18 protein-coding genes and 2 tRNA genes are annotated in these 26,148 nt (G+C 35.8%); 16 read left to right on the forward strand and 4 right to left on the reverse strand.

All coding sequences use genetic code 11. The annotated features are described in order from the left end of the window. Positions 1 to 205 precede the first annotated feature (205 nt). The 13 genes from CG11_RS05165 to CG11_RS05225 all read left to right on the forward strand — a co-directional run bounded on the left by CG11_RS05165 (position 206) and on the right by CG11_RS05225 (position 17,679). Positions 206 to 1,201: a hypothetical protein gene (locus tag CG11_RS05165; protein WP_052593830.1), complete on the forward strand. Its 996-nt coding sequence runs from the start codon at positions 206 to 208 to the stop codon at positions 1,199 to 1,201. 252 nt (positions 1,202 to 1,453) lie between these two features. Beyond that, positions 1,454 to 3,805, forward strand: a complete 2,352-nt coding sequence (locus CG11_RS05170) for a hypothetical protein (RefSeq protein WP_052593832.1) — start codon at positions 1,454 to 1,456, stop codon at positions 3,803 to 3,805. 285 nt (positions 3,806 to 4,090) lie between these two features. Beyond that, entirely contained in the window at positions 4,091 to 5,119 is a 1,029-nt protein-coding gene (locus CG11_RS05175; protein WP_052593834.1) for a hypothetical protein, read from the forward strand. A 4-nt stretch (positions 5,120 to 5,123) separates the two neighbouring features. Next, positions 5,124 to 6,761 (forward strand): hypothetical protein, encoded by a 1,638-nt coding sequence (locus CG11_RS05180; RefSeq protein WP_052593836.1) that lies wholly within the window; start codon positions 5,124 to 5,126, stop codon positions 6,759 to 6,761. After that, positions 6,758 to 7,651, forward strand: coding sequence for a hypothetical protein (locus CG11_RS05185; protein WP_052593839.1), 894 nt, complete (start codon positions 6,758 to 6,760; stop codon positions 7,649 to 7,651). The genes CG11_RS05180 and CG11_RS05185 overlap by 4 nt, the downstream gene beginning before the upstream one ends. 231 nt (positions 7,652 to 7,882) lie before the next feature. Continuing rightward, positions 7,883 to 10,612 (forward strand): caspase family protein, encoded by a 2,730-nt coding sequence (locus CG11_RS05190; protein WP_052593841.1) that lies wholly within the window; start codon positions 7,883 to 7,885, stop codon positions 10,610 to 10,612. A 128-nt stretch (positions 10,613 to 10,740) separates the two neighbouring features. Next, positions 10,741 to 11,811, forward strand: coding sequence for an alkaline phosphatase D family protein (locus CG11_RS05195; RefSeq protein WP_052593843.1), 1,071 nt, complete (start codon positions 10,741 to 10,743; stop codon positions 11,809 to 11,811). Beyond that, the gene (locus CG11_RS05200; RefSeq protein ID WP_052593845.1) at positions 11,798 to 13,168 is read left to right on the forward strand and encodes an SDR family NAD(P)-dependent oxidoreductase; all 1,371 of its coding nucleotides are present in this window, start codon (positions 11,798 to 11,800) and stop codon (positions 13,166 to 13,168) included. The genes CG11_RS05195 and CG11_RS05200 overlap by 14 nt, the downstream gene beginning before the upstream one ends. Positions 13,169 to 13,403: 235 nt before the next feature. Continuing rightward, a tRNA-Ala gene (locus CG11_RS05205) sits at positions 13,404 to 13,476 on the forward strand. Between the two features lie 267 nt (positions 13,477 to 13,743). Further along, positions 13,744 to 13,814: transfer RNA gene (locus CG11_RS05210), tRNA-Met, on the forward strand. 328 nt (positions 13,815 to 14,142) lie between these two features. Next, on the forward strand, positions 14,143 to 15,180 hold the full coding sequence (locus CG11_RS05215; protein ID WP_052593846.1) for a GTP pyrophosphokinase family protein: 1,038 nt from the start codon (positions 14,143 to 14,145) through the stop codon (positions 15,178 to 15,180). A gap of 76 nt (positions 15,181 to 15,256) precedes the next feature. Next, positions 15,257 to 16,639, forward strand: coding sequence for a VOC family protein (locus CG11_RS29040; protein WP_063833016.1), 1,383 nt, complete (start codon positions 15,257 to 15,259; stop codon positions 16,637 to 16,639). A 56-nt stretch (positions 16,640 to 16,695) separates the two neighbouring features. Further along, entirely contained in the window at positions 16,696 to 17,679 is a 984-nt protein-coding gene (locus tag CG11_RS05225; protein ID WP_255351919.1) for an alpha/beta hydrolase, read from the forward strand. A 112-nt stretch (positions 17,680 to 17,791) separates the two neighbouring features. Here CG11_RS05225 and CG11_RS05230 read toward each other — a convergent pair whose 3' ends face one another. Then, positions 17,792 to 18,508: an RluA family pseudouridine synthase gene (locus CG11_RS05230; protein WP_052593851.1), complete on the reverse strand. Its 717-nt coding sequence runs from the start codon at positions 18,506 to 18,508 to the stop codon at positions 17,792 to 17,794. A 682-nt stretch (positions 18,509 to 19,190) separates the two neighbouring features. Between CG11_RS05230 and CG11_RS05235 the strand changes: the two genes are divergently transcribed. Continuing rightward, the gene (locus tag CG11_RS05235) at positions 19,191 to 20,489 is read left to right on the forward strand and encodes an aminotransferase class V-fold PLP-dependent enzyme (protein ID WP_052593853.1); all 1,299 of its coding nucleotides are present in this window, start codon (positions 19,191 to 19,193) and stop codon (positions 20,487 to 20,489) included. Here CG11_RS05235 and CG11_RS05240 read toward each other — a convergent pair whose 3' ends face one another. Next, entirely contained in the window at positions 20,490 to 20,855 is a 366-nt protein-coding gene (locus tag CG11_RS05240) for a hypothetical protein (protein WP_052593855.1), read from the reverse strand. A 131-nt stretch (positions 20,856 to 20,986) separates the two neighbouring features. After that, positions 20,987 to 21,580 (reverse strand): bifunctional nuclease family protein, encoded by a 594-nt coding sequence (locus CG11_RS05245; protein ID WP_052593857.1) that lies wholly within the window; start codon positions 21,578 to 21,580, stop codon positions 20,987 to 20,989. An 878-nt stretch (positions 21,581 to 22,458) separates the two neighbouring features. Here CG11_RS05245 and coaE point away from each other — a divergent pair. Next, a complete protein-coding gene (gene coaE, locus CG11_RS05250) occupies positions 22,459 to 23,070 on the forward strand; it encodes a dephospho-CoA kinase (protein WP_052593859.1) in 612 nt (203 codons plus the stop codon). A gap of 25 nt (positions 23,071 to 23,095) precedes the next feature. Here coaE and CG11_RS05255 read toward each other — a convergent pair whose 3' ends face one another. Then, positions 23,096 to 24,166 (reverse strand): FAD-binding oxidoreductase, encoded by a 1,071-nt coding sequence (locus CG11_RS05255; protein WP_052593861.1) that lies wholly within the window; start codon positions 24,164 to 24,166, stop codon positions 23,096 to 23,098. Between the two features lie 392 nt (positions 24,167 to 24,558). On the opposite strand from CG11_RS05255, the gene CG11_RS05260 reads away from it, so the two are divergent. Further along, complete coding sequence (locus CG11_RS05260) at positions 24,559 to 26,124, forward strand: sialidase family protein (RefSeq protein ID WP_063833017.1); 1,566 nt, start codon at positions 24,559 to 24,561, stop codon at positions 26,122 to 26,124. The last annotated feature ends 24 nt before the right edge of the window (positions 26,125 to 26,148 follow it).

Consider the following 26,148-nt stretch of genomic DNA (forward strand, 5'->3'; position numbering starts at 1 on the left):
TTAGAAATTTCGTTATATTAGTAATGTCTACAACTGGACTAGTTTTTGGTAAATTAGATACCAATTAAATATAAATAGACGTTATTAAAAGTAATCGTTCGTTGAACCCACGGAATAGCAGCGTAGCTAATACTTAATAATAACACAACTAGATCAAGCAATACATTAAGCATCTATTCTTGTTAGGTTAAAAACCCTGTATATTTTGAAAATAGAAATTTCTCACGATACACTAGCTAAGACGGTTTATGATAAGGCATCAGCAGAAGACAGAATGCGTCTTATGGTGCTTAATTTAATTCAAGCCAAACATCGATTTTTTAACGAAGAACATGCTTATTTGACTTCAGATGAGCTTAAGGTAATTGCCCCTTTTGAAGAACAGTTGGAGTTGACAACAGAGGAAAAAGCTTTTTTGACTCGAAGCAAACTACGGGCACAAACCAAAGTGACGCTTGTGGTATTAAGCTTTATTGTGGTGGTGGTGGTTTTAATTTGGTTTGTTGTTTATTATCGTAGTAATAATATCAAAATAGAACAAGTCAACAACCAACTTACAGCAAGTCAAGATAGCTTAAAGAGTGTCAATAACTCCTTGGGAATTCGATTGGAGGAATTGCGCGTAAAAGATAGCATTCACGAGTCGTTAACGGAAAGAATTGGCAATGACCAGCAGATTATCAAAATGACGAATAAAGAGCTGCAAGATGCTTTGAACGAGTTGTATATTCTGAACGAAAAATTGAAAGAAAGTAAACGCAAAGTAGAGCGGGAACGTGATGGTCTTAAAACTGACAAACAAGCCTTAACAGAGCGTTTGAAAGAACAAATAAACAAGCAGGATAAAATTATCAAAGAAAAATTGAGCGAGGTTGAGCAATCTCAAAAATTAAGTCAACGTGCTAATACCATTCTTAATAGTACAGAAACTCCAACCGAAGCGCAATACAAAGAAGCCTTTCAACTGGCTCGTTATGCTTGGGAAATGAGCCGTTCGAATAGTCAAGCTATGGATGTGCTGAATCAGATTAATAACAGTAAGATGCGAAAAAGAAATAGTGGTTTCTTAGGAAAAAATAGACCTAAAAACACTTACACTTATCGACAAATAGAGGACATGATCCAAAAAATAGATCAAAAATATAAATATGGTAAATTGACCAATAAGGAAGTGCAAAAAGTTTTGCGTAGCGGAAGTTAGGTATTGGTACAGTGTATCGGATAAAAAAAGCCTCAGGGAGAAAATTTTCCTTGGGGCTTTTTTAGCAATTACTGATAAAGTAAAAAATAAAGATGTTAAGCTAGGAAAGCCAATTTTGAAGAGTTCTTTTTTTTTGTCATATTTACAAATTTTCAAAAAAGCCCTCCTTGGTCTTGCATCTTATGTGTTTTTTACAAAGCATTTGGAAATGTATTGGAGCGAGACTTGTCAAAGAATGTAAAAAGAATAGTAATGAAGTTGTTCAAAATCAACGACAAATTTTATGATTATTTGATTGTAATATTGTCAAGTATATTTTTAGTTTATTTTTACGGACCATTACTGATAGCTCCTAATGAATATTTATTTAATAAATACGGAGATGGTTTTAGTCATTATTTTAACTTTGTTACCTATGCCAAATATAGCCAAAGTTATTTTGAACACACCATTGCTAACTATCCATATGGAGAGCAAATTATTTATTTGGATGGTCAACCGTTCTTTGGTGCTTTGACAAAGATACTAATTTCGATATTCCCTTTTTTAGGCGATTATACGGTTGGTATTTTGAATGGCTTGGCTTTGTTCTCGATTTGGTGGACACCATTGCTATTGTATGGAATTTTAGCACGTCTAGGAGTACAGCGTTTTTTGGCAGTTTGGGGAGCGATGGGCATTCTTTTCTTAGAACCACAAATCTTTCGTTTAACAGGGCACTATTCTTTATCTTATAGCTGCGCAATACCGCTCACTCTGTATCTGTTGTTGCGAATCTACGAACAGATACAAACAACGTTTTGGGCGGGACTTTTATTCTTTTTTAACCTTATGTGGTTGTACACGCACCCTTATTTAGGCTTAATGTGCTGCATGCTAACAGGGGTAATTCTTTTGTTTTATTGGTGTTATAATATTCGATCCCTTGCTACCAGTGTTAGGTATTATATATTGGGGTTTGTAACAGGCATTTTACCTACTGTTATCTTTAAATTAGTGACTAGCCTGACAGATACTCATGTTGCCAAACCGATTGACGTTTACGGTTTGTTTGAGTACTGCGGAGAACCAGAAGATGTATTTTTGCCCAATCATCCTCCATTTAAAAAAACGGCAGAAGAACTACTTGGATACCCCTTGAATCAAACTTGGGAAGGGTGGTCATATATTGGTATTGTAACAATGCTCACATTAACCTTAGTTTTAGTAATTAAGCTGGTTAAATTTATTTTGAGGCGCAAAAAAGTAGAGGAAGACAAGATGCATACAGTTGTAAAAATAGCATTTTGGGCATCTATTCCGATTTTATTGTTGTCTTGGGCCTATCCTTTTATTCAATATCCCTCTTTATTAGAATATGTCAATCCTATCAAACAATTTCGCTCTTTGGGACGATTTTCATGGGTATTTTATTATGCATCAACCTTAGTGAGCATCTATTATATTGGAGCTGCTGCTCGTTTTCTGAAAGAAAAAAAACAGGCTATTTTAGCCGCTTTATTGCTGCTGTTAGCCCCCATGTTGTACATGGTTGAAGGGTATAGCGCTCATGCAGAAGTAGCTACCAATTTGACCCTGCATCCGAACTATTTTTTAGAAAAAAATCGCCCAGAAGTCTTGAAAGATGGATTGGAGCAAATTAATGTTGAAGATTATCAAGCAATATTGCCTTTGCCTTATTATTATCTAGGGTCAGGCAATTTTTACCGACCTGTTTTGGGGGGAACAACACATTTCTCTATTCTAACCTCTGTGCATACAGGTTTGCCTATTGCTACTGCATTTGTAGCAAGAGCCGATGTTTGGGAAAGTCGGAACTTAGTTCAATTATGTACTGCTCCTTATTATGATAAAAAAATACAATCGGATTTTCCTTCTAAAAAGCCATTTTTGATTACTCGTTCCAATTATATGGAGCCTTTGACAGAATATGAGCAAGCAATTTTTAATCGGGCTCGACTTATTTCTATTGACAAAGAAGGGTATGCTTTATATTCCTTGGAATTTGATGATTTGTTTGTCCAAGAGAACGATGAGGTATTGGAAACATTCCAGCAAAAAATGCCTTCTCTACACCCAAAGGGAGACTGGCTAGTAGAGGATAGTACGGCAACGGTTTTTTATGAAAATTTTGAAAATCAACCTTCCAAGTATGCCTTTAGAGGGACAGGGGCTTTCAGTGCTCCTAAGTCAGGTTCTGGAGTCTTTTTGAAGATGCCTTTAGAAGAACAAACCACTCCTGTTACTTATCAAATAAAAGCATGGGTATTTAATGGAGAGATTGATGCCATGAATTATGTGTTTATAATAGCTTTTGGAGACGATGGTGCTGGTTATCGGCAGGAACTTGGGCAAACTAGACCTGATCGAGCTGCTGTTATCAATGGAGATTGGTCGTTGATTGAGTTTAGTGTAACAGTACCACCTAATAAATTTAAGACATTGCACTTAGACCATTATTGTGGGCTGTTGTCCAAACAAACTTTATATGTCGATGAGGTGTTAATTTATAGTGGAGAGGGGGATGTCTACAAGGTGGTTCGTGAGGAAAACAATCAAGTTAAGGAGCTTATTTATAATGGTCATCAAATACTTAGAAAGTAGGAGCATAAATGGTAACGTGTAGAATATAGCGATACTTAATGTGAAAAATCGTGCTAAGTTGATTATTAGTAAAAAAAAAAGTTTAGATGATTAAGTTGTTGATAATTAGATAAATAAGAGGTTGTTTTGGAGCTTATGTAACAATGAAGCAAAAAAATAAGCTTATTGTAGAGGCTTGTGTTTGAGAGGCAAGAAATAAAATTATTAAATGAAGTGGATGTATTTTTATTTCCTCTCTAATAAAATGCTTAAATTAGAGATCAAAGAGATATTTAACGATTAAAAATGAAAATAGAGCTATCACACGATTTATTAGCCAAGAAAATTTATGACAAGGCTTCTACAGAGGATAAAATGCTGATCAAAATCAGGAATTTTATTAAGAATCGTTTTGCCTATTTCAAAGAAAATAAAGTGCTGTTGTCTAGAGAAGATTTGGATTATATTAGTCCTTATTTGAAACAATTAACTTTAGAACAACATGAACTTATTTTTATAGATCGTAGCAAACAAGCTTTAGTGCTTCAACGAGCTGTAATTATTGGAATCGCGATTGCTGTCGTATTTGTAATTACCTACTTTATGAATAAGACAGAGCAAGTAAAAGTAGAAAACCAAGAGCTTTTGGCAAAACAATTATTGGAGTATAAAGAAATAGAAGCAGAGGCACAAGCATTATCTAGTGCTTTGGTAGAAAGTAGAGAAGGTTTGGATGCAACTAAAGAGGAATTGCGTTTGGCCTTGTTGAAGTTGCAGCAGAAAAACGATACTTTACTGCACGATTATGCTTCTTACAAGGTTCATCACGATGATGATAAAGAGCAATTGTTGCAAGAATTAAAAATTGCACAATCTTCTAAATTGAGTGAATTGGCAGCTCCTATTGTCTACGATAATCGGAAATATGCTTTTCAGTTAGCTAGAAAGGCGTGGGAACTGAATCCCGAAAATCAACAAGCTATGAAAGTCATTTATCAAAGTGTTGATGCTACGCTCGAAACGCCTTTTTCTAAACAGAAAACTCGAAACTATATTAAATGGAATGCTAAAAAATGGGGAGAGTTGAGTGATAAAAAAATGCGAGCTATTTTTAATCCTAAAAATGCTGTTGTTGCAGACAATAAGGAGAAAAAAATTGCCGAACAAATTGAACAGGTGACAAAAGAACCTGAGCCGCCTACCATGAATTTTGTCCCCGAACCTCAACGACAACAAAAAGTGCAAGCTGAAATTAATAAATTGCAACAAAAATTACAAGATCAAATTCAGCAACAACCCCCAAAACCCAAAGGACCTATTAATTTTCCTAAATAAGACCATGAAATTAGAGTTATCACACGATTCATTAGCTAAGACGATTTATGATAAGGCTTCTGCTGAAGATAAAATTCTTATTAAAAAGCGAAACTTTATCACAAGACGTTATGAATACTACCAAGCATCGGGCGTCTTGCTGGATTTAGAAGGTGTGCAATATGTTCTTCCTTATTTAGACAAGTTAAGCTTGAATAGTGCTGTGCTGGCGTTTATCAAAAAAAGTGAACGACATACCAAACGTAGGCAATTTATGATTAGAACTACTGTACTAGCTAGCTCTATAGTCTTACTGATATTTGGAATACAGGCTTCTGTTGTCTTCTTTAGTTTGCAAGAGAATTTAGAAAATAAACAGGCGCTTCAGTTAGAGTTAAAAGAAATTCAGAAACAACGAAGTATAGCAGAAAATAGAGCGCAAACATTGCTTAATGGAGCAGGTTCTATTAGTCAACAAGATTTGCAAGATGTCGATGTTGTTAAACAAATGATCATTCAATATGATACTTTAGGAAAACAGCATATGAATCTGGCACGACAAAGAGATTTGGCTCAGTCTGCTGCCTTGAGCGACCTAGCTAAAAAAGCTTTGGAACAAGGAGATCCTACTTATGCCAATCAATTGGCTTCAAAAGCTTGGGAGTTGAATCCAGAAAATAAGCAGGCTTTAGAAATGATCGCAACAATTAATCAAAAAAATCAAATTGCTTTTTCCGAATTACCCGTAGAGCAACAGGCTTCATACGTCAAACAATCCCAACAAGTAATGGGGAGGTTGGGTGAGGATGATTTTCGAGCAATCTTTTCGGAAGATAATAATGTTATTAAGAACCATAAGGCTACGGTTTTGCAAAGTGTTGTTTCTTCTAAGAAAAATAATAATATCAATAATAACGACGGTGCACCTGCCAAAACACCAGTATTACACCAAGTTATTCAGCAGAAAAAGCCCCCAAAAGATGATTTTAACAATTTGAAGAAACCAAAGAAAATCACTCCTATAAAGCCAATTGATGGCAAAAAAGGCGAGGAGGATAAGAAAAAAATCATTTCTCCTAAAAATTCTAAAATCAATGGGGAAGATCCTAAAAATAACACGATAACCAAAAAGGACAAAATCAATTTTCCCAAGCCGCCTAAAGATGATATCCTAATCAAGGATAACGCCAACATAAAGACACCTATCCAGCAAAAAAAGGACAAAATGAACGCTCCTAATTATGACGATTGTTCTGTTGTTGCAAAGGAGGCAAATCAATGGTTTAGAGTTCAAAGTACATCTAATTGGGCGTTGCAAATGATGGCGAACAACAACCAACAATTGTTTATTCGTTTTGTTCCAAGTGGGCGAGAAAGCAATATTCCAAAGCTTACACAACTAAAGGTGTTGTTATCTAATGGTCAAACGAAGGTGTTAAACTTAATCAATCCGCAGCATAAAAGGAGTGGTGCCGTTGTTTATCAGGTTAGTATTGGGATGAAGGATACAAAATTTATGAAAGGGCAAAAAATAAGAGGGCTTTCATTTGGGTTGGATGTAGGACGTTTAAACCCTTCTTCGATTTTTGATCGAGAACGACCATTGCTGCTTGATGGTGCAACACAAAACAAATTATTAGGAATCAGTAAGTGCTTATTATGAAACTAGAATTATCACACGATAGCTTAGCCAAAAGCATTTATGATAAGTTTTCTGCGGAAGACAAGATGCGGGCACAAATTCGCCAATTGTTAAGAGAGCGTTTGATTTATTATAAGGATTATCAAAGGTTATTGACAAAGGATGATTTGAATTACATTGATCCGTATATTGATTCTATAGAGTTGGGTAAGGAAGAGTTAAATCTTGTCAGAGAGAGTCAACAAAAAATAAAACGCAGAAAAAAGCAAATCACGTCTGTTGTTGTTGGTGGTATTGTTTTGTTAACTATTTTTAATTTAATTACTCGATCGTTGAATGGTAAAAATGCAGTTTTGCTAGAAGAAGAGGAAGAAGAGATTAAAATCTTGGCAAGAGAAGATTCGCTGAAAAAAGCTGCTGAAATGAGAGCAGATACCTTATATCAGCAATTGATGGCACAAAACCCTGAATTTACCAAAGAATTAATCGCTAGTTTTGATACTTTGAAAAGCACTAAAAAAGTAGTAGAAAAGGAACGAAATATTGCTCAATCGGCTACGCTTAGCGCGTTGGGAGAAGCAGCAATGGAACAAGACGATAAAAATTATGCTTTTCGATTGGCTGCCAAAGCTTGGGAATTAAATCCAGAAAATAAACTAGCTTGTGAATTGTTATACAAGATTAGTAGCAATTCTAATTATGACGAGGATTATCAAGAAGAGCAAGTCACACAACTCAGTAAAAAAGAACATCACACGTATATTGCGAATTTAATTGCGAAAGAACGGAATGAGAATGGTCGTGGAAGATTGGATGAACAAAAGATGCAACTAATTTTTAATCAACAAAATACGGTTGTTCAGAAAAAAGAAGAAGGTGTTCGCAAGAGAATAGAACGTTACATTGAATAATATCCCGTTGCTTTTTAGTCTTAAGGTTAGTGGAGTGTATCTGTAATGACGGTTGTATGATTTTATTGGACTACTTCTGCGTAGTTTCAATGGAGTAATGAGCTAACATTATTTAGAAAATCTTTGTTAAGTACTAAAATTAACTTGTATGCGTTCAAGGTGTTGGTTTTGAGGTGTATGTGTTGAAGGTGTGCTCTTGTTTTGCTCTCTAAACTCTAATATTATTTTCAGATGGAAAAAAAAAAATGTTATGCATTGTTCATTGGTATTAATACTTATGAGAATGAAAAAGTAGCTAATTTGAGTGGCTGTATTCAAGACGCCAAGCGGTTGTTAACTTATATTGAGTCTAATCTGAATCAGCAAAAATATGAACTAAGGGCAACAACTTTGTTTACAGGTTCTAATACACCTCCAACACGCCAGAATATTATAGATAAAATAGAACAGCATTTGGGACAAGCTAAAAAAGGTGATATGGTCTTGTTGTTTTATGCTGGGCATGGCTCAAAAGAAAAAGCACCGAATGGATTTAATGAAGCAGATGGAAATTTTCAGACTTTGGTTCCTTGTGATGCTCGTAATACCGATGAAAATGGCATTGTGATTCGAAATATTTTGGATAAGGAAATTCGTTTTTTGCTGCATGAATTGTGGGAAAAAGAGCAACCAGAAATCATCTTTATTCAAGATTCTTGTCACTCTACAGGAGCATCGAGAGAATCCGAGCAACTGGCAGTTGTTTTAGATGAGTTGAAAGAATTGGAACAAGCCCTTCAGGAAGAAAATGAACCAGAACCAACGTTAGCAGCCCCACAGCCTAGGTATACCGCTCCCACAGATTTTGAAAAGCGAGGAGATGTATGGTCCAATGCTACCCAAGAAGACTTGGTAAGAACATATACGGGCTTGCGAAAGGCTTCTACATGGATAGATGCGGTTTTATCTTCTAGCAATGAAGTTGCTTCTATTGAGTTGCCCATGGCTGAACATATCCACTTAGCGGCTTGTGACAAACATCAATTTGCCTATGAAATACCATTGCAAGGCGGAGTATTTACAAGTCATTTGTTAGATATTTTAGAAGCCTCTCAGAATGCCATTTCTTATCAAGATTTGTTTAATCGTATCAGAATGAATATTGGCGGGGTCTACCAACAGACACCAGACTTGTATGTATATAGCCCTAACTTTAAGAAGCGTCACGAAATCTTTTTGGGTGATTTGTTGGTGCGTGGAGCAGTGCCTGCACAACGAGACATAGATGCGTTTGATGGGTTTTATCCTGTCGTGCCCAAAGGAAGAACGGAGTGGCAAATTAAGGCAGGAGAATTAGAGTTGTTGCCTAGCTTGGATGGTAAGATAAAAGCAATACCAATTGAGGTATTTCTACAAGACCAACAACCTACGGGGCAATCCAATGCAGTGATTGATTATGTCGCATCGGGTTATAGTCGAGTTACTTTAATAAATGCGACATTCGACCGTAGAAAACATCGCAATCAGCTTTATGCAAAAATTCCATCTAGGTATATGCGCCGATGGAGGGTTGCGATTTGTGTCGATACAGGACAATCAGGAGGCAATACAGTTGTCCTATTTGAAAATTACGCTCCAAGAAAAAGCTTGAAAAACTTTCAAAGTGATGGAGGTCCTGCCATTAGGATGGCTCCAAAAGTTGATACAGCAGATTTTGTTGTCAAGGTCGCCAAAGGGTGGTTGGCTTTGTATCAAAAGGATGGCACATTCATTTTTTATGCAACGGCTTTGCAGTACGAAAAGGAGGGGAAAAGAACAACAATTCCTATTATTAAGAAAGAAGGAGAAGCAACGTTGTATAAATATAAAAATGGAAAAGAAACCCTTTTAGATTGGACGGGAGATTATCATATAACGAGCACAGAAAAAGCTTCTGTAGCTCCTATATTTGAATATTTGGCTTTGGTGTATCAAAAAAATCCTAAAAAAAATATTCATGTCTTTTTTGAAGAAACCGTAGGACAGAATGCTTTTACCCAATTTCAGGAGACTCAGCAAGATGTTTTGGAGTATTATGCCCCATTTATTAATTGGACAAGTCCAGAAAAAGCAGCGTATATCTTAAAAACAGAGTCTGATGGATTTGCTGTTTATCCGTATCGGAATGGGGTAGAAGGCAGAGTGCCTGCTTTTCGAAAAACATCAAGTTTAAGCATAAAAGATGGCTATCGGGTTATATTATCCCTACAAAAAATCTGTAAATGGCAAACGGTTTACCATTTATATAATAAGTTGCAGGAAACTACAACAGCAAACCATCAATTTGAGTTTGAATTCAAATTGTATCATGCCGCCGCAACAAAATCTAGAGATTTAGAGCCTAATCGAATACATAGTACGGTGTGTTTGAAAAGTTGGAACACGGATCATTTTGAAGATGTATCGCGTGGTTTGAGTCGGTCGTTAAATGAGTTGAATACAGGAGGAAGTCCCATTCGGTTTTTGTACAATCCTTTGTATCCTTCTACAGTTCTTTTGGATTTTGATTTGGCAATTCACCACTTGAAAGGATCGGAAAATGTATATGTTTCAACGTTATTGCTAGATAGCAATTATGCTATTTTACCTTTACAGAAGGCAATGGGGAGTAATTTATTACCGCCCAAAAACTTAAGCACAGATAAAGGAGGAACATTGGTGTTGAATGGATTGGAGTTGCATCAGCCGCCGCAAATGAAGCACTTTCCTCAGGAAGTAGAGGCAGTGGTATTTTACCTAAAAATCTTTATTGCCTACCAGCGTTTTGATATATCTGGGTTACTTCAGACAGGTTTACCTGCTCCTGCCCCTAAATTAGCAGAATATGCTTCTGCCCAAGAAGGTACTAGAGCAATGTTGAAGAAACCACCGAAAACAGAAGATACAGGTAGTTGGATGTCGTTTACAATTCCTATTTTAGTGCAACGTGAGGAACGACCTTAAAAAATATGTTCGTTGTCGGAATTTTGTGCGATTAGAGGATATTGATAGAAATTTGGGTCAAGGGTATATTTATGATGCCATTTGAGTGATGAAGAAAAGTTAGCTGCAAAGAAAAAACTAAAATAACTATGAAACGACCATTGGGTTACTTGATGACCATTGCTGTTATAATGAGTGCTTGTGCTGGGAAATGGGTGCCAGAAGGAGAGCAGTCGGTGAAACGATATCGGATCGCTTTTGGGTCTTGTGCAAAACAAACAAAAGAGCAGCCAATTTTGGATGCAATTGTAGACAATAAGCCTGATGTGTTTATCTATTTGGGTGATAATATTTATGGCGATACTCGAGATATGGATGTCTTGCAAAAAAAATATGATCAGTTGGCTGCCAAACCAGAGTTTCAACGCTTAAAACAGGCTACGGATATATTGGCGACTTGGGATGATCATGATTTTGGTGAAAACGATGCAGGGCGATATTATCCATTTAAAGAGGCTTCTAAAGAAATTTTCCTCAATTTTTGGGAAGAACCTAAGAATTCAGAGCGTTGGAAGCATAAGGGGATATACCATGCTGTTCGCTTAAAAGATGCGCCGATTGATATTCAAGTTATTTTATTGGATACTCGGACGTTTAGAGATAATTTGACAGCACGGATGAAAGAAAAAAATACTCCTTACAAAAATGATTATCAACCAACAATATCTCCTGATTCAACGTTTTTGGGAGCAGAGCAATGGGCTTGGTTAAAAACAAAATTAGAAGAAAAGGCGGATTTAAGAATCATTGCTTCTAGCAATCAGTTTTCACACGAATACAATGGTTGGGAGTCTTGGACGAATGTACCCCACGAACGCAAAAAAATGGTGCAGCTTATCCAAGAAACCAAAGCCAAGGGCGTGGTCTTTTTATCTGGAGATGTACACTGGGGAGAAATATCTAAATATGAGAATGCGCATACTTATCCAATCTATGATATTACATCAAGTGGATTAACACAGAGTTGGCATGACATAGAGCCCAACAAAAATCGAATTGGGTTTCCTATTCGAAAGAATAATTTTGGTTTGATCGAAATTGAAAAACAAACCAAAACTAAATTGATATTCAAACTGAAAAACAAGAAAAACTTAGTTGCAGTACAGCATAGTATTGATTTATCAGAATTAGATTTTACTTTCAAACATGACGGACTTTAGGAATAAATATGGTTTTTCTTTAGAGGAATGGGAGACTTGTTTGTCTGTCTTGAAGCAGTTAAAAGATAATCCTTTGAAGAATCCAGACAATCAATCTTTTGGAAGTTTGATTACAAAGATTCATAAAAATGCTAAAAAGCAATTGAAACAAGTTGTCGAACAAGAAAAGAAATCTACGGATATTAGTTTGATGAAAAAGGCGGTTATTTCCAAACAGGCATTGGAGGGCAAGACTTTTTTTGAACACCAAGAACAGGAGGCGCCCTTTTATACTTCGTTTCAAAAACCCAAGAATTGTTATAGTTGTAATGTTTTGTATGATAAAATGCATTCTTTTTATCACCGTTTGTGCCCAACTTGTGCCGCACTAAATTATAAGTATCGAACCTTATCGGTTGATTTGACCAATCGGAATGTGATTTTAACTGGAGGGCGAGTAAAGGTGGGGTATGCTTGTGCTCTAAAGCTGTTGAGAAGTGGTGCAAATTTGGTGTTAACAACACGTTTTCCTGCTTTAGCGTTGGAACAATTTAAGAATGAACAGGATTATGCTACTTGGAAACATCGTTTGTTGGTTTATGGATTGGATTTGAGAGATTTAAAAGCAGTCGAAGCATTTATAGATTTTTATCAAAAAAACTACTCTAGCTTAGAGGTTTTGATTAATAATGCAGCACAAACAATTCAATATCCTATTAGTTATTATCAGCCTTTGATCGAAAAAGAGCAAAATTTATTAAAGGCTGCGAATAGTAGTGGCTTGATTGCTAACTTGACGCCTGTTGGAGAACAACAACAGCCTATCAATTGGTTGGATGAATACCAAAAAGATTTGCCTATGAATCGTTTTGGTCAACCAGTGGATTTTCGAGAAAAAAACAGTTGGAATGCGACTTTGGAAGAGGTTTCCATGTTTGAATTATTAGAAGTAAATTTAATCAATCACATTAGTCCTTACTTACTAATTAAAGCTCTAACACCGCTGTTTAAGACCTCTAGTTTTGAGTCAAAATTTATCATTAACGTGAGTTCTTCGGAAGGGCAGTTTAGCTATGAGAATAAAACCATTTATCACCCTCATACCAATATGACAAAGGCGGCTTTAAATATGCTGACAAGAACATCTGCTTCGGCTTATGCTAAAGCACAAATTTATATGAATAGCGTTGATGTAGGATGGGTATCTACAGGAGCCCAAGAATCGAAACGACAAGCTCAATTCGAGGTGGGCTACATTCCCCCATTAGATCCTGTTGATGCAGCTGCTAGAATCTTACACCCCATTCAAGCGGCTTTAGTGGATAAAGAATATTTTGTAGGAAGTTTATTAAAAAATTTTAAAATTGTAAATTGGTAAAATATTAGGTTTATCATTAGAACCATTTTTTACAACAACTAATACTCCGCTGATTATTATTCGCTACGCTCATGAGAGCGCAAGCTTAGTTTTTTAGTTTTTCTACGAACCCGCAAGCTCACGAAGTAAAAATATGGAAGTGCATCTTGTTGATAATTAAATTAATATGATTTTTTTAACGGAGTAATGAACAACAATTCTGTTGAGATATCTATGGCGCAAAAAAAATGGATAAGAGCTGTTAGCATAATTGGAAATGCGCCTGCCTTGCACGCAGGAGGGTGTGGGTTCGAGTCCCATGCAGTTCTTATCTTTTAAAATTGTTGGCGCAAAATGTATACGTCTTTTTTCAAAAAAACAGGGCAAGAATTACTCGCATAATGGGAAATGTGCCTACTAGCTCTGTAGGAGATATGAGTTCGAGCCTCATGTAATTCTTCCCTTTTGGTAGATTGACGCTAGCATAGGGCAAAGGCTGTTAGCATAACAGGAAATGTACCTGCCCGTCAAGCAGGGGATATTGGTTCGAAGCCAATGCAGCTTTTGCCTTTTTGAAGAAACTGTAGAGTTGACAAAGACTATTGGTGTAATGGAAACACGGCGGTCTCATAAATCGCAGCTATAGGTTCGAGTCCTGTGTAGTCTTTGTTTTATTATGGGAGTATTTTTGAACTTCTAGATGTAATTTGGGTTGTTATGATAATGTTTAATAGATCGAATCTTTTACTTCCTGATGGTTTGTTTGTGCTAATAGACTATTTAGATTATATTTGATGTGTAAAGAGATTTGAATTTTTCCCTTTTATACAACAGTTCGCTGAAACTGTGCCAGTAGTAGTAAAATAGAGCTGTTTTGGGCATATAAATGACATGACCCAATTTAAAATATCCCAAAGGTTAGAGCTGTTTAGTGCCAAAATCGTTGCGTATAAGGGAGTAATAAACTACTACTTATTAAAACTCAATTATCATTTATGGAAAAATCCGAAATAAAGGAGCGATATTTTCAATTACAACCACTTTACGAACGATTAGGAGTCAATGCTACCCAAGCAATAGAAGGTTTTTTAAATGCTGAAGAAATTACTTATTTGAATGTTTCTTATAGAATAAAGGAGTTTAAGTCCTTCTTTGAAAAGATAGGTAGGAAGCAGTATCTCAACCCTTTTGATGAAACCGAAGATTTTTGTGGTATACGTATTATTTGCTATTACAACCAAGATATTCAAAAAATCAAACAAATCATTCGGGATGAATTTGAAATTATTCGCAACGAAGACAAGTCAAGCATTCTAAAAGTGAGTGAATTTGGTTATCGCTCTACGCATTATATTGTCAAAATAAAAAAAGAGTGGTTAGGGGCACCAAACTATAGAGGTTTGGAAGATTTGAAGATTGAAATTCAAATTAGAACAATCTTGATGCATACTTGGGCGGAAATTGAACACAAGCTGAATTATAAAAAAGAAATTGAAATTCCTGATGAATTTGTACGAAAGCTATATTGGTTGTCTGCAAAATTTGAGGAGGCAGATTATCATTTTGAAATTCTAAAACAAGATATTGACACGTATCGAAAAAAGTTGCAAAAGGAAATTGAAGATGAGGGCGCTTTTCAACTAAATCAAAAAGTGAATATCGATAGTTTGAATGTATTTTTAAACCATTATTTTAAAAATCGAGAAGAGGAACCAAGTTACATCGATCATTTGTTGTTATATCACTTGCATAAGCTAGAGGTATCTTTTGAAGATATGAGAAATGCTATAGAAGAGTTGAAAGCTTGGACGGATTTAATAGCTGCTGATATTAAAGAGATTTATCTAAAAGATATTGGTGCCAAGCGAAGAAATATTCAAGGAGCAGAACTGATGCTGTGCTTGTTGGATGTTTATATTCCAAATTTTATGGAGCAACGATTTAAAAAGAAAGAGTTGGTTCCTTCGAGAGTGGCTATTATTAAAAAATGGCAACACAAGTTAGAGCAAAAAAATGGCTCTATTTTAAATTAATCGGAAGTATTTACCTCACTTATTAGGCTGATATTTGAATAACTAATTTATCCTTTTACTTAACTATTGACCATACATGAAATACGTTCATACCAATATTATCAGTAAAGATTGGAAAGCTTTGGCTGGATTTTACATTCAAGTTTTTAACTGTAAACTGCTATTGCCGCAGCGAGATTTGTCTGGTGAATGGCTGTCCAAGGCGACTGGTGTTCCTAATGCTCACATCAAAGGAGCTCATTTAAGACTGCCTGGCTATGGTAAAAATGGACCAACGCTAGAAATTTTTGAATACGACAAAATGGAAGCAGCAGCAGAGTCTATGCCGAATCGAAAAGGCTTTGGTCATTTAGCTTTTGAGGTGGATGATGTGCATGAAGTAGTGGAAAAAGTACTAGAATTGGGAGGTAAAAAATATGGAAGAATTGCGACAAAATCTATCCCTGATTTGGGAACCTTGACTTTTGTCTATGTTCAAGATCCAGAAGGAAATATAATTGAAATACAAAATTGGGGGACAACACTCCCAGTTAAAGAGGTACCTAAAACTTCTGAAGAACCGGTTCAGTTGCCGATGGACAAAGATGCTGTATTGACAGTAGAAGGAAAGGAAGAAGATCGAGAAGTATCTCCTAAGACAACATTAAACGAGCCATTGTCTGACAATTTAGAGACACCTATTTCTAAAAGGGCATTATTAGATGAGTTGCAACGTGATTTAGATGCTTCTAAATATGATTTAGAGGAAACAAAGCAGGAAGTAAAGGATTCTAAGGAAGATGCCAAATATCAAGAACGAAAAGTGAAATCGGGACTAAAATATGACCCTGATTCAGAATTGGTAATTCCGAAGAGTAAAAAAGAGTTGTTGTCAGAATTAAAAGATGAAATGCAACTTAATCCTAAAAAAGAGCTTGTCTTACCTAAAACTAAATTACCACTAGAAGAGGATACGACCAATTCTAAAGAGGTTAAAAAACAGGTTAAAAAAATAGAATTGCCTCCAATTCCAGCTGATTTGAGGGTGGAGTACAAAAAAGATAGAGTAGTGACTGTATTGGATTTAGAGCATTTGAATCTAAGTATGACTTCTGATCAATTGGCACAAAATCTTTGGTCGTTTTCTAATTTAAATCCCTCCGATAATGAAGAAAAAACTTTTTTAGAATGTTTGGGGGAAATTTATAGGGCAGACTTAGTACCACTCAAAAAGCAGTACAAAGCGGAAGACAACAATGAAGAAAATGAAAAAGCATGGGCATTAACACCGAGGCTTAGGGATAGTTTGAAGCATTTTTTAGGGCAATGCGAGGAACATAAAAATGCCTTAGAAGATTTGAAGTTAGAACAAATTAACTCAAGCCCCAAAGCATGGGTGGAAACCTATCAAAATTTATTGTTATTAACATTAGCCGTAGAAGAAAAGGGGGGCACAGAATTGCGCTTGGGATATTTATGAAAAAATAATGGATAAAAGTTTTTATAAAATGCTATCCAGTGAATGCGATTTACTGCGTGAGCACTTTGCTTTTAGTTAGTTGCGCTGCTACTGCGTGGTTTCAACGGAGTATTAGATTATTGTACATTAAAAATAAGATCATGCCTAGCCTTTCGTATTATATTGTTACGACTGTTTTAAGAATCAAGGGACTAAAGAAAATTTTTGCACAAGACCCTATTCCGTATGAAAAACTCCGAAAAGAAGATATTCATATACCCAGTAAACGTGTGTTAAAAGGAAACGCTAGTACTCAATTTAAGGTTTTGAATACTTTGGTAACAAGCCTTGTTCCTAAAAAATACAATAATGATCAATTTTTGCTGTTGTATTGCCCAGGAGGAGCCTTTGTAAGTGGACCTAATCTGCTAAGCTGGGACAGCTTGGCGAAATTGGTGCGAAATACAGGAATCAATGCTTGGATGCTAGATTACCCCAAAGCACCCGAGGCTAAAATTCTAGAAACAACTCAAAATATAGATGCTGTTTATGCCAAAGCTTTGGAACAATATGATGCTTCTAGAATTATCTTGATAGGAGATTCAGCAGGTGGCAATCTTATTCTAACGCTAACACAGCGATTGATAGCCAAGCAGCAACCTTTGCCAAGGCGATTGATTGCCATTAGCCCTGCTTTTGATGGTAGTATGACCAATCCTGAGATTGATCGTGTTGATCCTTATGATTGTATGTTAAGTAAGAAAGGTGTGTTGTCGGCAAAAAGAATGTGTCAAGGAAATTTAGACATTAAAGATCCAATGCTATCACCACTTTATGGAAGTTTCAAAAATTTTCCGCCCGTTGATTTATTTATGGGAGAATACGATGTTTTGTATCCCGATCAAAAATTAGGTAGAGCAAAAATGGAACAAGAAGGTGTTGATTTGAACGTTACAATAGGGAAAAAAATGCCGCATATATGGCCTTTGTTGCCAGTGATGAAGGAAGGAGTCAACGCATTGAAAAAAATTGAAAAGATCATTCTTCAACAAATAAAATAATACCCGTTGTCTATGTTTTATAACTTGTATTGTTTGATTAGCGTGAATCAAGAATGGAACTGAGTTCACATTGCTAGTGAACTCAGTTCTATTCGAAAATATCTAATTATTGTTATAATTCATCTACAATATGGGCATACATTTGCCATACCTGATCTTTTTCGGGGAGGGGAGCTGTAATGACAATAGGCTCTTTTTTTACAGGATGGACAAAGGACAATTTGTTGGAATGAAGGTGAATGACTCCTGGATCTGTATTAAATTTAGAAGCACCATATTTTTTATCCCCACGAATGTTGCAACCTATTCTAGCCAGTTGCACTCGAATTTGATGCGAACGTCCTGTAATCGGCAAAATTTTTAATAAGTGATGATCTGCTAGCCCACCCAAATATTGATACGATAACTCAGAGCGTTTAGCACTCTTGTATTTTTGTTTGTTGTACGCATTCGTAACATTTCTTTCCGTATCCTTTGATAGATAATGTACCAACGTATCTTCTAGTTCCAAAGGACGGTGTTCTACTACTGCAACGTATTCTTTTTGAACCTGTCTATCTTGAAATAGTTTGTTCATTCTAGAAAGTGCTTTGCTTGTACGAGCATAGACGACCACACCACTAACAGGGCGATCTAAACGGTGGATAACTCCTAGAAAAACGTCACCAGGTTTATTGTATCGGCGTTTGATGTAGTCTTTGACAAATTCCGTTAGAGGTAAATCACCTGTTTCATCTCCTTGCACCAACCAACCTGCTGGCTTATTGATCGCAATAAGATGATTGTCTTCATAAATAACTTGGATGTTATGTTTTCTGAAAATATTCATAAGAAAATTGTAGTCAATATTGTAATGTATTGCAATAACCCTTGCAATTTTAAAGTGAATTTTAAGTGCTAGAATATTATATAGCCTAAAGTACGCTATTTATTATGACACATATTTATAATAAAACTGTATTTAATTTTCAGTTTTTCAATAAATAATGAGAAAAGCACCTTATCTTAAGTCAGTAGTAGTACAAAAAGAAATATTTAGTAGAACCATCGTATGATTATAGATTATTTGTCTTATAAGACAATATAAAACCCATTATAGAACATTGAGTTTAACTACTTGATTTAGTTAAAGTATAAAAAATCATATTGGTACTATTTGTTATTTATTGAAATAAAGCTACTTTGCTACTTACTAAAGCTTAAAATCAGCACAAATTTAGCAATAAATTTAAAGAATATGATATAAGCTACTCGGCATTTGTAAGAAGAAAAGAATTTATAGTTCGATTTATTAATGTTGCGAGACTTTTTGCAGAGCTTGCCTCATTCGAGAGCAAGCATCAAGTTACAAAATGTTATAGTAGCCTATTGTTTGCTATTTTTAGTTTGATGATAAAACTTGTTTTGTAAACAATTTTGAAGAAACTAACCCAATGTGTCAAATAGGATTATTGAGCAGATTGTAGAAGGTGTTGTTGCCTATTTATTTTTTGACCCCAAACCATCTAACCATGAACAATAGACGGACTTTTTTTAAACAAATGATTGGAGCAAGTGCTTTCGGTTCTTTTTCTATGCTTAGCGAAACAATTGCCGCAGAAGAATTGACCGAAACAATTGACGAGTTAACAAGCCTTCCTATAGAAGCAGCTATTCAAGGAGAAGATTTATGGAAACGAGTACAAATGGCTTATGCTGTATCTAAGAGTTACTTAAATCTTAATAACGGTGGCGTAGCTCCTCAACCTACGATTGTCCTGAATGATCAAAAAAAATATTTGGAACAAATCAATCAAATGCCTTCGCATTATTTGGCGCGTGAACTACCCAAAAATCGGTTTATTTTGCGAGAAAAGTTAGCCCAACTAGGAGGTTGCTTGCCCGAAGAAATTGCACTGATGCAGAATACAACAGAAGCCATGAATACGGTGATGTTGGGAATAGATTGGAAAGCTGGAGACGAAGTTATTGTATCTAAACAGGATTATTCTACTGTTAAATTAGGATGGGAACAATTGTCTAAGCGATATGGCATAAAGTTAATTTGGGTCAATTTGCCAACTCCCATAGAGGATGACAAGGCTATTTTAGATATTTATTTGTCAAAAATAACAACCAAAACACGATTTATCAATTTAACGCAAGTCATCAATTGGACTGGACAAATTATTCCCGTTGCAGTGCTTGCTCAAATATGTCTGCATGCTCGTAGTAAAGGAATTTTTACCTTGGTTGATGGTGCTCACTCCCTTGCTCATCTTGATTTTAAGATAAGCGACTTGAAGTGCGATGCCTTTGCTAGTTCACTCCACAAGTGGTTGTCGGCTCCAATTGGGACAGGAATGCTCTACATTAGAAAGGATAAAATAGCTTCCGTATGGCCAATGTATCCGCATGACTTCAGTCAAACTTCGGTGATTGAGAAATTTGAACATAAAGGAACCATTTCTTTGGCTAGAGAAGAAGCAACGCACATTGCTATTCAGTTTCACCACCAGATTGGTATTAAACTAAAAGAAGCTAGATTGAGATATTTAAAAAATTATTGGGCAAAAGAACTACAACGTAGTAAAGAGGTGTTGTTTTATACTTCTTTTCAAGATAAATATGCTGGTGGGATTGCTTTGTTTGGAACGCCTAGTAAGAATATTGATTTAATTTCTGCAAAATTGGAACGAAAATATAGAATACACCATACTCGAACTAGCTTGGAAGGAGTAGAGGGGATACGAATTTCGCCTAATGTATATACTTCTACTAGTGACTTAGATCGTTTTTTAGAAGTGATCACAGGCTTGCTTAAAGAATGATTAAAAAAGAAGGAGCAGCCCCAAAAGAAAGGGAAAGATGCTGATGATAGTTCCTAAAATCAATAGTGTATTTCGAATAGAAGTATTGAGTTTACCGTTAAAATAGTAAAAAATCAAAATTTCAATAACCCAACCTGCTAGGTAGGCTACATTCGCAAATAAGCCATAGGGTAGTGCAGCATACCACAAAATTTCAGTCCATTTAATGGAGGGGTGTTGAGATAAAATAGCAAAACTGCTTAACAAACCACTCAACCCAACAATTATATTGTAGGGAATGCGTCGAATTTCCCACCACCGAACCATTTCTAAAATTCGTTGATCTTGTTGAATTCCAGAGTTGTCTAGTAAGTCATCATTTTCCATTGTTATAGGAAGTAAGTAAGCGGTCAAAAATAATCCTATATTTTGTTATTATTTTTTTGAACGATTACTTAAGTAAAATAAAAAACCACTCTAACAGGAGTGGCTATTCATAGAACTACAAGGAAAAGAAACTAAGAAGTTTCTCTTTTGTTGAGCTCATCTCTAATTTTGGCTGCTTTTTCGTAATCTTCTGATTCCAAAGCACTTTGTAGGATGGCATTTAGTTCTTCAACACTTTGTTCTGCCAATGTTTTTTCTCTAGGTTGGCGGTCAGAACGTCTATTTTTAGCACGTTGTACTTCTTTTTCTGTTTCTTCTTCTAAAATGATTCCTGCCTGTTCCAAAATAAACTCAAAGGTGTAAATGGGGCAACCAAATCGAACCGCCAAAGCCAGTGCATCGGACGTTCGAGAATCAATTTCGGTTTGTTTCCCATCTTGTAGACAGATCAAGTTGGCATAAAAAATACCATCAATTAGATTGTTGATGACAATTTCTTTAATTTCAATATTAAAATTTGTCAAGGTGTTTTTGAACAAATCATGTGTCATTGGGCGACTAGGAGCCATACCTTCCATTGCAACAGCAATTGCTTGAGCCTCAAATTCACCAATAACAATAGGTAACCTTCTGACACCATCTTGTTCACCTAAAACAATAGCGTAATTTTGCGTTTGTGCTAAACTATGAGAAAGAGCAACTATTTCCAGTTCTATTTTTTTCATTAAAAATTATTCTTTGGAGCTATGAATGGAATTGTAGATGAAGTTTTGGAACAACTAGTGCAATCCATTTCTTTAGTCTTAATAAAGCCAAGTCCAATTTACTTGTGCTTTATTGAGTGTTTTTATAAAAATCTATTTGTTGTTTTATCAAGCAAGTAACTGCTTTGGGATAAAAAAAAGCATGAAAATGTTGAAAAACAGATGCTTACTTTGTTGTCCTAACAAGAAAAGCGCTTATTTTGTTATTTTCAGGTGCAAAAAATACGGCTTTTTTTCCTAAGAAAAAATTATTAGGACTAATAATGATTCTTACAAATGAAATTGTAGCTAGATAAGGTTCGCTTTCTTATTAGAATGGAAGAGAAAAATAAGTAATTGTTCAAAAAAATACGCAGTAGCAGCGTAGCTAAAACAGCCTTCTTTTTGCGCTATTCTTCATCAGAAAAACTTGTCTTAGCTCGCTAAGCCTTCCTTTTTCTTCTTGGATTAGCAAAAAAATAATCCCATTTTTTGTTCTTATTTTTTCTGACCGCTTACTAAAAAAAAATCGCATCTTTTAGGACACGATTTAACTTTGATTGTCTTGTTTTATTTGTTCGGGATAATTCAAGACTATTGTTACATGGAGTTTCAAGGGAATTAGTTTCCACTTGTGTTTGGTGTTTAGGTTTTTAGGTAAGGCAACCAAAATTGCCTTGTCATCTTGTATTTATCTTATGTGTTTGGTTTGTTATTTATTAATGCAGGAAATATAAAAGTGTTACCATTTTAAGATAAAAATTAGCACTTAATTTCTATTTTTATACAATACTAAAAAAAAGCTATTTTGAATAATTTGATTACCAGGCTTATAGGGTTAGAGTCGTAAAAAAATAAAAATGTTAAAAGTAGGTATTACAGGCGGTATTGGTAGTGGGAAATCAACAGTTTGTAGGCTGTTTGAAAAATTTGGGATTCCAGTTTATTATGCAGATGATCGAGCAAAATGGCTGATGAATTACCAAGAAGAGGTAAAAAATAAATTAATGGAGCATTTTGGGGCAGATGTTTACCAGAGCGATGGACTCTTAAACAGAGCGCACTTGGCAGGAATTGTATTTAAAGATGCTAGCCAACTAAAAGTGCTGAATAGTATTGTGCATCCTGCTGTTTTTAAAGATGGTCAACAATGGCAGCGTGAGCAGGAATCGTTAGGTGTTGCCTATACTTTGAAAGAGGCTGCTTTATTATTTGAGACAGGATCTTATGCTGATCTAGATAAAATTATAGTCGTCACAGCGCCAGAAGATTTGAGGATAAAACGAGTAATGGAGCGGGATAATAGCACCGAGGAAGAAGTACGAGCTAGAATGAATCAACAAATGCCTCAAGCCGAAAAAGAAAAAAAAGCCGATTACATTATTAAGAATATAGCGTGGGAAACATTGAATGTACAAGTCTCTGAGTTGCATGAAAAATTATTGTATTATGCCAAAAGACCCAAACAATAACTAAGTGGCTAAAAAGCATTCTAATTTAAGGTTGTGCCTCCTCGTAATACCGATAGTATCGCGCTATATCTACTTCTGCATCTAAGCTTTTTTCGCCTTCTAAATAAGCTACAAACTCTGCCGCAAAAAGAGGGCTTAGATACGAACCTTTGGCTCCCATGCCATTAAATAAATAAAGTGCTTTGAAATGTGGATGCTGCCCAATAAACGGACGGCGATCTCTTACCGTTGGACGGACTGCTGCGATGTGTTCTACCACTTCAAATGGAAGTTTTAAGATACGTTCTAGGCGTTCTATCAGGCTTTTTTTCGCTTTGGGGAGTGGAGAAATGGTTTTGTAATCTCGGTTATAAGTGCTACCAATCCAGTACAAATCTTCTTTTAAATGAATGATAAACACACCGTGTTTGACCAATTTATTAGGCGCAGGATAGTTAGGGATTTTAACCAGTAGGATATCCCCTTTGGCAGGGGCAAAGGGGAGATAATTGAAGTAAGGATTTTGAATGGCTTGAAATCCTTCTGCAAAAATAATACGCTTGGCCACCATATCTTTGTAAGATACCTGATTTTGTTCAATAACCAAGGATGCGTAATCAAACTGTTCTTCTAAGTAAGACTGCTCTTTTTGTAGTAAAGTTTGATAGGCTAAGACTAAGTCTTTGAGGCGCACCCGACCTGCTTGTTGAAACTCTACACCATTTTGAATATCGGTTAGAAAATTTTTGTAGAAATCTAAACGAAACCCATTGGTGACATAATCAGCAATATCAGGATTGCTAGAACGAACCAACCAATCGTTTTCTGTTTTTATCGAATTAAAGAGCATGGCTACTTGCTTTAGCTCCAAGATAGGAATATCAAGTTGTTGCTCCAATGCTCGGTAGGTTGTTATGGCAAAAGGGATAAGGTCGTCAATACGCCAACTCTTAACAAAATTGCGCCCAGTAATCGGATTGATTAGCCCCGCAGCAACCATTGAGGCAGCTTGATGATGCTTATGGTCTATCACCAATATTTTCTTTCCTTGTTTTAATAAAAAATGAGCCACTAAAGTGCCTGCGATGCCTTGCCCTACGATGATATAATCGTACATTCGTCTAAAATTATGCTATACTACAGATATATATTTTACTTTTGGTACTCCACACAAAGAGTATATACAAAGTCTTGCACAAATATAGAACGCTTTTGTAAAAGAATGGGTTGAATAAGGGGATTATTCACTAATTTGATTGCTTAAAAATCATGAGTAAACCATCTTTTAGGGGCAAGTTCTAATCTTAATTTATAAAAATTGATAGAACTGAATTGGTTTTGCTAAGCTTTGAAATACCTGATAATAGTCTTTGCTGAATAATGGCGTAAGTGGTCAAAAATTATAATAAAAACGCCTTTTATTTAGCCCTAATCAAAGTGCAAAAAAGAATAGGGTGAATCTATAGTTTTGAGAGACAATTGCTTATTATTATAAAATATATTCTAATTATGAAATACACATTTGTAGCCTTTTTATTACTCTTATCTACGATTGTTCTGCAAGCTCAGAAAAATCCGCATAAAAATATAGTCATAGGTACTTCTTATGAGCCCAACGAACCAACAATAGCTTTGCACCCCAAAGACCCTAATATTTTGTTGGGTGGTTCTAACATTTTTAATTTATACCGTTCTGAAGATGGCGGCAAAACATGGGAGGAAAAAACGTTGCGTTCTACCTATGGAGTTTGGGGAGATCCTGTTATTATTCCAGATACAGCAGGCAATTTTTACTTCTTTCATTTATCTAATCCCGAAGAAGGAAATTGGATAGACCGAATTGTTTGCCAAAAAACCAGTGATAATGGAAAGAGTTGGACAAATGGCTCTTATATGGGGTTAAATGGAGCCAAAGCACAAGATAAGCATTGGGCCATTGTCGATCCTAAAACAAATTATATTTACGTTACTTGGACGCAGTTTGATAAGTATGGAAGTACGAGTTCCAAAGACAAAAGTTCGATTATGTTTTCTATGTCCAAAGATGAGGCAAAGACTTGGACTAAAGCAAAAAAAATTAATGAAATAGATGGAGATTGTTTGGACGATGACAATACGACAGAGGGAGCGGTGCCTACGGTAGGTCCAAATGGAGAGCTGTATGTGGCTTGGGCAGGTCCCAAGGGGTTGGTGTTTGACCGATCGTTGGACGGTGGCGAGACGTGGTTAGATAAGGATATCGCCATTGATCCAATGCCAGGAGGGTGGACTTATAAAATACCTGGGATTTATCGTTGTAATGGTTTGCCTGTTACTACTTGTGATATTAGTGGAGGAGCTTATAACGGAACCATTTATGTTAACTGGACGGATCAAAGAAATGGTACGGACGATACGGATGTCTGGTTGTCTAGTTCTACTGACAAAGGCAACACATGGTCTAAGCCTGTTCGAGTCAATAACGATGCTCCTGGAAAACATCAATTCTTAACATGGATGACGGTAGATCAGACCAATGGATATTTGTACTTTGTGTTTTACGATCGAAGAGATTTTGATGACGAACGAACAAATGTTTACATGGCTCGTTCCACAGATGGAGGAAAAACATTTGTGAACTTCAAAGTCAACGACAAGCCTTTTTATCCCAACCAAGGAATTTTCTTTGGGGATTATAATAATATTGTTGCTAGGGGAGCCGTGGTTCGACCTATTTGGACACGCTTGGACGAAACCCGATTGAGCATCAAAACAGCATTAATTGATGTTGAGGCTATTCCTACCAATGCTACTGCACCAATGGTTGCTCAAGCGAATCACGAGGATGTTGTGCCACCAAATCCTAATATTTTATATGTATCGTTTAAAATTCCTAAGAAAACAAAACTTAGCTTGTTTGTATATAATGAAAAAGGGAAAAAATTAAAACGACTTTTTAAATGCAAAACATTTGAATTTGGTAAACATATTGAAGCGTTTGAAATTCCAAGTTTAAAATTGGAAAAGGGCACTTATTCTTATCAACTAAAAGAGGGAAAAACTGTTATAAAAGAAAGAACCTTTGAAGTGCAGTAACTTAAATCGCTTTAGAAGGTTCTA

It is taken from the genome of Aureispira sp. CCB-QB1 (assembly GCF_000724545.1).
Taxonomy (GTDB): Bacteria; Bacteroidota; Bacteroidia; order Chitinophagales; family Saprospiraceae; genus Aureispira.

Excerpts from the sequence above, each read along its gene's own strand:
- CG11_RS05170 (WP_052593832.1), top strand. The coding sequence starts at position 1,454 with ATGAAGTTGTTCAAAATCAACGACAAATTTTATGATTATTTGATTGTA.
- CG11_RS05175 (WP_052593834.1), top strand. The coding sequence starts at position 4,091 with ATGAAAATAGAGCTATCACACGATTTATTAGCCAAGAAAATTTATGAC.
- CG11_RS05180 (WP_052593836.1), top strand. The coding sequence starts at position 5,124 with ATGAAATTAGAGTTATCACACGATTCATTAGCTAAGACGATTTATGAT.
- CG11_RS05185 (WP_052593839.1), top strand. The coding sequence starts at position 6,758 with ATGAAACTAGAATTATCACACGATAGCTTAGCCAAAAGCATTTATGAT.
- CG11_RS05190 (WP_052593841.1), top strand. The coding sequence starts at position 7,883 with ATGGAAAAAAAAAAATGTTATGCATTGTTCATTGGTATTAATACTTAT.
- CG11_RS05195 (WP_052593843.1), top strand. The coding sequence starts at position 10,741 with ATGAAACGACCATTGGGTTACTTGATGACCATTGCTGTTATAATGAGT.
- CG11_RS05200 (WP_052593845.1), top strand. The coding sequence starts at position 11,798 with ATGACGGACTTTAGGAATAAATATGGTTTTTCTTTAGAGGAATGGGAG.
- CG11_RS05215 (WP_052593846.1), top strand. The coding sequence starts at position 14,143 with ATGGAAAAATCCGAAATAAAGGAGCGATATTTTCAATTACAACCACTT.
- CG11_RS29040 (WP_063833016.1), top strand. The coding sequence starts at position 15,257 with ATGAAATACGTTCATACCAATATTATCAGTAAAGATTGGAAAGCTTTG.
- CG11_RS05230 (WP_052593851.1), bottom strand. The coding sequence starts at position 18,508 with ATGAATATTTTCAGAAAACATAACATCCAAGTTATTTATGAAGACAAT.
- CG11_RS05235 (WP_052593853.1), top strand. The coding sequence starts at position 19,191 with ATGAACAATAGACGGACTTTTTTTAAACAAATGATTGGAGCAAGTGCT.
- CG11_RS05240 (WP_052593855.1), bottom strand. The coding sequence starts at position 20,855 with ATGGAAAATGATGACTTACTAGACAACTCTGGAATTCAACAAGATCAA.
- CG11_RS05245 (WP_052593857.1), bottom strand. The coding sequence starts at position 21,580 with ATGAAAAAAATAGAACTGGAAATAGTTGCTCTTTCTCATAGTTTAGCA.
- coaE (WP_052593859.1), top strand. The coding sequence starts at position 22,459 with ATGTTAAAAGTAGGTATTACAGGCGGTATTGGTAGTGGGAAATCAACA.
- CG11_RS05255 (WP_052593861.1), bottom strand. The coding sequence starts at position 24,166 with ATGTACGATTATATCATCGTAGGGCAAGGCATCGCAGGCACTTTAGTG.
- CG11_RS05260 (WP_063833017.1), top strand. The coding sequence starts at position 24,559 with ATGAAATACACATTTGTAGCCTTTTTATTACTCTTATCTACGATTGTT.